Source organism: Mesorhizobium sp. M2A.F.Ca.ET.037.01.1.1 (genome assembly GCF_003998075.1).
GTDB lineage: Bacteria > Pseudomonadota > Alphaproteobacteria > Rhizobiales > Rhizobiaceae > Mesorhizobium.
Genome location: NZ_RZSA01000866.1, coordinates 1 through 2,854 on the forward strand (window position 1 = coordinate 1; position 2,854 = coordinate 2,854).

At 66.6% G+C, this 2,854-nt stretch carries 3 protein-coding genes; 1 reads left to right on the top strand and 2 read right to left on the bottom strand.

All coding sequences use genetic code 11. The annotated features are described in order from the left end of the window. Both EOA27_RS30400 and EOA27_RS30405 read right to left on the bottom strand, forming a co-directional pair. Positions 1 to 1,438: carbohydrate kinase (locus tag EOA27_RS30400; RefSeq protein WP_127257977.1), on the bottom strand; the 1,438-nt coding region annotated here is incomplete at its 3' end. Next, complete coding sequence (locus EOA27_RS30405) at positions 1,435 to 2,217, bottom strand: DeoR/GlpR family DNA-binding transcription regulator (protein WP_127257979.1); 783 nt, start codon at positions 2,215 to 2,217, stop codon at positions 1,435 to 1,437. The genes EOA27_RS30400 and EOA27_RS30405, both read right to left, overlap by 4 nt. Positions 2,218 to 2,410: 193 nt before the next feature. Here EOA27_RS30405 and EOA27_RS30410 point away from each other — a divergent pair. Then, positions 2,411 to 2,854 (top strand): class II aldolase/adducin family protein (locus tag EOA27_RS30410; RefSeq protein ID WP_145970625.1); only part of this gene is annotated, 444 nt, incomplete at its 3' end.

The following is a 2,854-nucleotide window of genomic DNA, read 5'->3' on the forward strand; positions in this document are numbered from 1 at the left end:
GAGATGTGGCGCATCTCCAGCACCGGCCTTTGCGGCGCCTCGACACGGGCGGCGGCAGGAGGTGCGCAATGACCGCCGCCGCGCCTGCTATGTGGCGTCCGGCAATGAGGGCACGCCAGTCGTCGCGGTAGCGGTCCAGACCCTTGAAGTCCGCGGCGCGTACCGGCTCCGGAGTCTCGGCGGCGAACTCGCGGCCAACGCTCTCGAAGGCGAGCGCGGCCGCGCCCGTGGCGCTGCCTTCCAGCGTGGCGCCCTGCATGAAGGGTTGGCCCGGCCGCAGCGCGGCCAGGAGGGCGACAAGCAGACCGCTGGCGTTCAGCCCGCCATCGACGATGACGGTGTTGCTTGAACGGATCAGATCGAGCGACAGATCGATCATCAATGCCACGTAGAGCAGTGCCACGGCCGCGCGCTCCTCGGCATCGGAAACCGGTCCGACGATTTCGCCCGTCAGGCCCGACAGCGGTCCGCCCGGGGCAAAGCTCGGCAGGGCCATGGTGCCGGCGACGATCGCGCGCTGTATCGAGGCCGGCGCGATCGAGCCCCCCCAATTGCCGCTGATCGCTGCGAATTCGCGCCCGCCCATGAAGCGGATCGTGGGCACCGGGCCGCCATCAACATCGACATTGACCAGCATGTCGCGTTCGCGGTCGAGCGCCTCGAGCGGGCAGTCCGGGTTGAGCACGATCACCCAGGTGCCGGTCGACACTACGGTGAGCGGCCCGAGTTCCTGCCGGCGATAGGCATGGAGCGCGGCGTTGCTGTCATGGACGCCGTTGTGAATGGCGACCGGCTTGCCGGCCCGGCCAAAGCGCCGCTCGCCGGTCACGGCGCCGGCGCGCGCGAAGGCGGGCATTTGACCACGCCAGCCCTCGGCGTCGACCAGCGAGGAGAAGTCGCGCTTGCGCGGCGCCCACAGATGCGAGTGGCAGCCGAGATAGGAGACCTCCGAAACGGCGCGGCCGCCGAAGCGCCAGCTCCAATATTGCGGATAGCCGAGGATCGCCTTCGCCGCCGAGAAGGCGCCGGGCTCCACTTCCTTCAGCCACAACATGTGGCGGCCATAGTTGAAGCCGAGCGGCAGGCGCGGCGAGAAGGTCTCGGCGAAATCGGGAATGCGGCGATCGATCCGCGCGGCGATATCGGCCGGCGGCTCCTGCTCATAGTCGAGGATCGGATGCGTCAGCGCCGTATCGTCGACCAGCGCGAAGGTGCAGCCATGGCCCGACACCATCAGACCTCCGATGCCGTGGGCATCGGCGGCTTTGTTGACGGCGTCCAGCGCCCAGTCATGCAGCGCCGCTTCGTCAAGCACACTGAGGCCGCCCTTACCTATCCAGTCGGGTTTCGTGCGCCGTTCGTCGACGATGCGCCCGTCCTGCCCGAAGACGAACAGCTTCGAGTTGGTCTTGCCGAAATCGAGCACCGCCATCTTCACTGGACGGCTCCCGAAGGCGAGGCGATACGCACGGTGACGCCGGCATCTTCCAGCATGCGCGCATCGGCGTCGGAAAGGCCGTCATCGGTCACCAGCGTGCCGATGCGCGACAGCGGCAGCGCGACGTTGCGGGCATGGATCGACAGCTTGCGGCTGTCGGCCAGCACCACGATCTGGTCGGCGCAGAGACTGAGATCGACGATCGAGCGCACCAGCAGCGGATGCGATTCCAGCACGCCCTCATGGCCGAGGCCCTGCGCGCCGAGAAAGAACTTCGAGGCATAGAAGGGCGTGGCCTGGGTGAGCGAATGGATGATGCCGGGTTCGCGGTGCAGATCGCCGCCGGCGATGGTCAGGCTGCAGTGGCCATGGTCGCTGAGATAGGCGGCGAGCGGCATGGAATTGGTGAAGAGGCGGATGTTGCGGTCGGCGAGCTTGACGCCGAGATGGAAGCAGGTCGAGCCGCCATTGACGATGACCGCATCGCCGTCGCGCACCATGGTGGCGGCGACAGCGGCGATCTGCCGTTTGGCATCGACCGCCAGATCTCGGTTCTCGTCATAGGGCCTGGCATAGGCGATGCCGGCTTGCGAGGCGCCGTCGAGCGCCGAGATGCCGCCATAGACCTTCCTGGCCTCGCCAGCCTCGTCGATCTTGTCGATGTCGCGCCTGACCGTCGCCGCCGAGACGCCGAGACGCTCCTGCAGCTCGCGCACCGAGGCGAACGGCCGGTCCCGCAATAGCTCGACGATCTGACGCTGGCGGCCGGAGTCGCTCAACTTTTTCCTCCCGACAATGCCATTTGCACGGCAATTGGTGCAACTTACTCAACATCGGGCGGAATGCAAGCCAGTTTTGATGATAGTAGATCACAGTTGACGTAGATCGCTCGCATCTGCGATATCATCACCAATCATTCTCCCGTGACGGGAGATCGTGCGAGACCGACCGAGCCGTTGGAGGAAGATCGCCATGGCGACCACAGTTGATGCGCAGGAGCTGGCTGCCTTGCGGGCGCTTTCGGCCGCCATCGGCGCCGATCCGCACCTGACCCAGGCAGCCGGCGGCAACACATCGCTGAAGGCAGGCGACACACTGTGGATCAAGGCCTCCGGCACATGGCTGAAGGACGCGCTGACCGACGACATCATGGTGCCGGTGGCGATAGGTCCGCTCGTCGAGGCGGTGGAACGACGCGATCCGAGCGCCGACAAGCCGCAGGCCTTCGCCATCGATGCCCTCAATCCGCGCGGCCTGCGGCCATCGATCGAGACCACCGTGCATGCGCTGATGCCGCAACGGGTCGTGTTGCATGTCCACTGCGTCGAGACGATCTCACTTGCCGTCCAGGCCGATTGCGAGGCCGAGGCCGGGCGGCGTCTTCAGGGGATCGCGTGGGCGTATGTCCCCTATCGC